General features: G+C 62.3%; 6 protein-coding genes. 4 read left to right on the top strand and 2 right to left on the bottom strand.

The window, feature by feature from the left end:
• Nucleotides 1–18: 18 nt before the first annotated feature.
• Complete coding sequence (locus J7I89_RS23995) at nucleotides 19–1,401, bottom strand: MFS transporter (protein ID WP_214975720.1); 1,383 nt, start codon at nucleotides 1,399–1,401, stop codon at nucleotides 19–21.
• Between the two features lie 150 nt (nucleotides 1,402–1,551).
• Between J7I89_RS23995 and J7I89_RS23990 the strand changes: the two genes are divergently transcribed.
• The 4 genes from J7I89_RS23990 to J7I89_RS23975 all read left to right on the top strand — a co-directional run bounded on the left by J7I89_RS23990 (nucleotide 1,552) and on the right by J7I89_RS23975 (nucleotide 4,885).
• Nucleotides 1,552–2,283 carry a GntR family transcriptional regulator gene (locus tag J7I89_RS23990; protein ID WP_214975718.1) on the top strand — a complete coding sequence of 244 codons (732 nt, stop codon included), beginning with the start codon at nucleotides 1,552–1,554 and terminating at the stop codon, nucleotides 2,281–2,283.
• A gap of 1,120 nt (nucleotides 2,284–3,403) precedes the next feature.
• On the top strand, nucleotides 3,404–3,796 hold the full coding sequence (locus tag J7I89_RS23985; RefSeq protein ID WP_214975716.1) for a hypothetical protein: 393 nt from the start codon (nucleotides 3,404–3,406) through the stop codon (nucleotides 3,794–3,796).
• A gap of 257 nt (nucleotides 3,797–4,053) precedes the next feature.
• Entirely contained in the window at nucleotides 4,054–4,326 is a 273-nt protein-coding gene (locus J7I89_RS23980) for an alcohol dehydrogenase catalytic domain-containing protein (protein WP_214975714.1), read from the top strand.
• Nucleotides 4,327–4,396: 70 nt separating this feature from the next.
• The gene (locus tag J7I89_RS23975) at nucleotides 4,397–4,885 is read left to right on the top strand and encodes a zinc-binding dehydrogenase (protein ID WP_214975712.1); all 489 of its coding nucleotides are present in this window, start codon (nucleotides 4,397–4,399) and stop codon (nucleotides 4,883–4,885) included.
• Between the two features lie 509 nt (nucleotides 4,886–5,394).
• Here the strand turns inward: J7I89_RS23975 and J7I89_RS23970 are convergent.
• A complete protein-coding gene (locus J7I89_RS23970) occupies nucleotides 5,395–5,526 on the bottom strand; it encodes a hypothetical protein (RefSeq protein ID WP_374102045.1) in 132 nt (43 codons plus the stop codon).
• Between the last annotated feature and the right edge of the window lie 138 nt (nucleotides 5,527–5,664).

Genomic DNA, 5,664 nt, shown 5'->3' with positions numbered 1-5,664 from the left:
AAGGGGCACAACGGCTACTTACCTCAGGGAACTGGAGCCGTGGTTTGCATCGGCGCCCGTGGCGACGCTGTGATGGGCGTGCCATTCCGCGTACTCCTTGCCGCCGCGCTGTCCCGGCGCCGTTTCCGGCAGGAGTGCCAAGCACACAATGCTCACCAGAATCAGGGCAGAGACGTAGACCGCAACTCCCGCAATCGATCCTCCTCCAGCGACGAGCAACGCCGTCGCAACCACCGTGAACGGCCCGCTGGCGATCATGGCGCCGAACTGCCAGACGATCGAAACGCCGGTGTAACGGCCACGGACCGGGAAGAGCTCGGGGTAGAAGGAGGCCTGCGGAGCGTACGTTCCGGCGTGTCCCAGAGCCAGACCCGCAACGAGGATGGCAACGATGGGAAGGGTGTCGCCGCTGGCGATGGCAGCGAATGCCGGCCAGATGAGGACAAGGTTGAGGATCGCGGCGCCAAGGAAGACTTTCTTGCGTCCGATCTTGTCCGTCAGCCAGCCCCAGACTGGGATCATGACCAGCTCGACAAGAATGGCGATGATGATGGCTTCCAGTACGAAGGACGAGTCATTGCCAAGGTTCTTGGAGTACGCGACGAGGAAGACGGTGTAGAACGGGAAAACGGCGGCCTCGACGAACTTGGAGCCCATACCCAGGAATACCTCGCGGCGGCTTTCCCGGAAAACAACCTTGACGGGTGCCTGCTGGGACTCCGCGTTCTCTTTCACTTCCTTGAACACTTCTGATTCATCAATCCGGAGCCGGATCCAGAGGCCGATTGCGACGACAACGATGCTCAGGAGGAAGGGAATCCGCCAGCCCCAGGCGAGGAACTGCTCTTCGGAGAGCTGGGTGGTGAGGTACGCGAAGAGCGCGGAGGGCACAAGGTAGGCGGCCGGTGAGCCCATCTGGACCAAGCTGGCGAAGAACCCGCGCCTGTTCGGCGGAGCGGCCTCCGCCGTCAACAGCACAGCGCCGCCCTGTTCGCCGCCGACTCCGAACCCCTGAATAAGTCTGACGAAGACCAGGATGACTGCAGCCCACAGGCCGATGGTTTCGTACGTCGGCATGAGACCGATGGCAAAGGTCCCCAACCCGGTTATAAGCAGGGTCCAGATAAGGGCCTTCTTCCGACCGATCCGGTCCCCGATGTGCCCCCAGACAATCCCGCCGAGCGGGCGGGCGAAGAATCCCACCGCGTACGTGGAGAACGCGGCAAGGGTGCCCAGCAGCGGATCGATCTCGGGGAAGAAGATCTTGTTGAAGACCAGGGCCGAGGCTGTTCCGTAGATGAAGAAGTCGTAATACTCAGCCATGGTCCCGATGAAGGAGGCACCCGCAGTCTTGCGGACCTTCTTCAGATCGTATGACGGCGGCGCGATGCTTGCGCTCATCAGTTGCTCCTTTGCAGGCGATGAAATGAAAGGGAAGGAAGGGACAAACGCGGGGAAGCTGGCCCTCTTCGTGACTACGTGGCTCCCGCCCGTCGTTAGTACCATACAAGCACTACCATTCTAGTGTGTCAAGAGTAATAGACTGGAGCCATGGCAACCGAAAAACGCGGCAAGGAACAGCCTCCGCGACTGTCCGTCCGGGATCAGACCCTGGAAACGCTCAGGCATCGCATCATTTCCCTGCAGCTTCCCCCCGGTGAGCCATTGTCGGAAAATGAACTTGCCCAGGAAATGGGCGTCAGCCGCACCCCTGTGCGGGAAAGCCTGATTCTCCTGCGGGAGGAAGGGCTCGTGCAGGTCTTCCCGCAGATCGGCTCCTTCGTGTCCCTGGTGGATCTGGACCGCGTGGCCCAGGCCCAGTTCGTGCGTGAGGCGATCGAATGTGCCTCGCTCTACGACTTCGCCGCGGACGCTGCCGGTATCACCGGCCTCCGCGACATCCTCGCCAGCCAGCGCGACGCCGAGGCCAAAGGCGACATCGAGGAGTTCTTCCGGCTGGACGAGGACTTCCACCGGGAACTGCTGCGCCTGGCGGGACACGAGTCGGCCTGGACCGCAGTCAATTCCGCCAAGGCGCACCTGGACCGCGCCCGGCGGCTGAGCCTCATCGACACCCGCCCGGTCTCGACCCTGGTTGAGCAGCACACGGCCATAGTCGACGCCTTGGAAGCGAAAAACGTTGCCGAGGCGGACAGTTCCCTGCGCCTCCACCTTCGGGGGGTTTTCGATGACGTCAAACGGATACAGGCATCCTCCCCCGACCTGTTCTCCGACGGCACCACTCCCCGTCCAGTGCGGCGGAATGTTGCCCGGCTGTCCTAGCAGAGCTTCAATTTTAGGGGGTTGATGAAAGTGCCCGTCAGCACGACAAGCGAGAGGGTGAAGACCAGCGCGCCGTGTCGCCGGGGGCTCGACGGGCCATGGTCGTGGTCATCAGCAGTGGCACCATGACCGGTGAACTGATAGACAAACTCAGCCGGAACAGATGATCTGACCGACGCGCCTCCCGGTGGTCGACGTCGGCGGCCGATCCACGCCGCTGCAGTTAGACGGCATCTGATGGAGCCGTTCACCTCGTAGCAGAGGTCAACAGATCTCCAAGAGAGGCCTTGGAACGGATCGCTGCTCCTAGCAGCCCTGAGACGGCGCCTGCTCCCACTCTGGTGCGCCATATACCGCCGACGGATCACCGCCACTTAGCGCCGCGACCCACAGCATCAAATCCTTTGAACGGGCAAGCTGGTTTTGTAGCGGAAACGGTCGTTTTTGACTTTGTGTGGGCAAGGGAACGAAGCAACCTCTCCGACTCAGCCGAAGCGCCTGTTCGTGGTACCTGAACGAAGCGTCAACTTGTGGCATTGTCGGAGCATGAAGGCGCCGGACGAAACAGCCCAAGTCCTCAGCACGCAGGCGTGGGAGACCCTTCAGAGGTCCCACGCCGACTACAAATCAAGCACCTCTACGGCGTACGACGAGGTGCTCTACGAAGTCGCTGACCGAATTCTCGCAACGGGCAGCATTGGCAAAGCCGATGTCGGTGCCCTGCTGTTCTGGAAGCGCCTCCGTGCTAACACGCCGTGGGTCAGCGACCTTATGACCATGCGAGAACAACAAGTCCGAGCCGTTACGAAGGAAGCGGTGTCTGCGGTAACTAACAAGTCGCTGCTCATACCTCAAGCGGCTTCTGCGCGCACTTTCAGAGCTGCCGCACTCTCTCTGCCTACTTCTGACTCGATAGGAGAGGGACGTTCATATGACGCGGACTTCCACTGTTTTGGATCCGCGGGGGAGTGTCCCGTGCATGCCCGGAGCTCGGGCCATGTCCCGTCCCCAAGGACTCTTGATCGGAACCTGTGGTGAGAGTGTCCGCTTCTTGAGTTGCCTGCTGGATGATCCTTGAACCAACCAGGATCGGCGCGAACAAGAGGGTGAGGTGGCTGGCATGACGGAGGACCCGGGCCAGGACCTGCCCGCATTGGACGACGGCGCGCTGCAGGACCTCAAAGATGATGCCGGGGAGGCTGTCGCCGGGGCGTTCATCGAGGAGTACCTGCTGATGCTGCCTGCCCGGGCAGCCAAAATCTTCAAAGCACTCACCCGCGAAGACACAGGGGAGAGCCTCGACGCCGTGGTCAGCCTGAGAACCAGCTCCGCGATGGCCGGCGCTCTGCGGCTCGAATCGTACTGCCGGGATCTGGAGACGGCGCTAAAGCAGGGCCACAGCCCAGACGTAACGGCTGTAAAAGCGGTCCTGTTCGCCAACATTCGCCAGGTAATCCGGGAAGCTTCGCGGCGCGGACACCTGCCACCCAAATCCCAGGGTTCCCGGCCCTGAACCAACTACCTGAGGAGCGGCCTCTTCCCCGTCTGACCCTGCGTTGGCCGGTCAAGCTTGCGGTCCGGTGGTTGCTGGTAGTCGCGGCGCCCTCTCATCGGGCGCGGCCCAAATGAGCCTAGGGTTGAAAACGAGTCGTTGTTCTTCCTGTCCGAGGCCGGAACTCAGTGTTTCCGGTCCGCCCCGTCGATCAGTCGCCTCACGATCAGGGCCGTGACGTCGTCGAAATCAAGGCCGTTTCCGTAAACCCTGTGGATGTGAAAGTCCGTTCGGGCGGCGACCCCGACGGAAAGCCGAAGGTTCTGGGTTTTGATGCCGCCGGCACGGTACGCGGGATCGGCCCCAAAGTGACCCTTTTCCAACCGGGTGACGATGTCTACTACGCCGGGGCAATCAACCGGCCCGGCACGAATGCACAGTTCCATGCTGTAGACGAGCGGATCGTCGGCGCTAAGCCGGCATCGCTGGATTTTGTTCACGCTGCTGCGCTTCCCCTCACCTCCATCACCGCGTGGGAGGGCCCTGTTTGACAAGCTGCGTTTGACCCCGGCCAGCACCGGAACACTGCTGATGGTTGGGGGCGCCGGAGGGGTTGGCTCCATGGTCATCCAACTGGCAAAGGCAATGGTTCCAGGGATGCGTGTGATCGCCTCCGCGAACCGCGACGAAAGCCGGCAGTGGGTCCGATCCCTTGGTGCCGATGAGACGGTAAGACATGGAGAAGCGTTAGGAGAAGACGTCCTTCGGGTTGCTCCCGAGGGGGTCGACTGTATCTTCTCGACAAATTCGAGGGGCCAGCTGCCCGTCTTCGTCGAGATCCTCAAGCCGTTCGGCCAAATCGTGGCAATCGACGATCCGGGGGCGCTGGATGTTGCGCCGCTCAAAGCTAAGAGCCTCACCTGGCACTGGGAGCTCATGTTCACACGCTCACTGTTCCAAACCCAAGACATGATCGAACAGCACAGCCTGCTCAACCGAATCGCCTCTATGGTCGACGCCGGGGCAATTCGCAGCACACTCACACAAACACTCAACCCGAACAACGCCGAGAGCTTCCGCAAGGCACATGCCATCGTCGCTTCGGGCTAAGGCAGCGAATGGCCCGGCCTGTGGGTGTTTCCCGGTCCGGGTTCCAAGCCTGGTGCCGCAGACGCCTTTCGGAATCCCCGGCACGTGCGGTCGCGCGGGCGGAACTGGACGCAGGTAAGAGCCGCCCATCCATGGAGCGCCGCAGATCCAGGCCGTGCTGGCCCGGAGCGGGACCGGCGCTGACCAGAAGACCGTGGCCGCGTCCATGCGCCGGACGCCGGAATCTTCCCGATCGCAGCGCGGGCGAAGCAATGAGGTTACCCCCACTGGCAGTGGTAGATGTGGGGGTTTGGCGCAGGATCTGGCATCCAGGCCGTCTGCACCTGCTGCACAGACGTGCCTCGCCGGCATGGGGGATCCGGCGGGACACGCATCCAGCCTACTTTCGCGCTGTCCTGGTTGACAGCGCGATGAGCGGGCTCAGTGTTACTGAGTGAAATAAAGGTGCGGCCGCAGGGCCACAGGAGAGCACCCGCGCCGAACAGATCGCCACGGGTGCTCTTATGTCTTCAGGCCATCAGTCCGTGGAGGGCACCGGCCAGGGTCTGTGCTCCGGTTTCGGCGTCCTCGTCGACGACGTGCTCCTCCGGTGAGTGGGACACTCCGCTCGGGTTCCGGACGAAGACCATGGCCGTGGGCACGTGGGGAGCCAGGACTACTAGGATCCGTCTGGGTTTCCGAGCTGTCCATCAGTGGCGAGGGCGCTCTCGCGGCTGGTGGGGAGAGGGCCAGCGGGCTTGGGGGCGTTGACCCAACCAAGTAGCCGTTGTGCCCCTTGC

Source organism: Arthrobacter sp. ISL-5, from assembly GCF_018613835.1.
Classification (GTDB): Bacteria; Actinomycetota; Actinomycetes; order Actinomycetales; family Micrococcaceae; genus Arthrobacter.
Note: the sequence above shows the minus strand (reverse complement) of the source record. Positions and strands in the feature narration are given on the sequence as shown.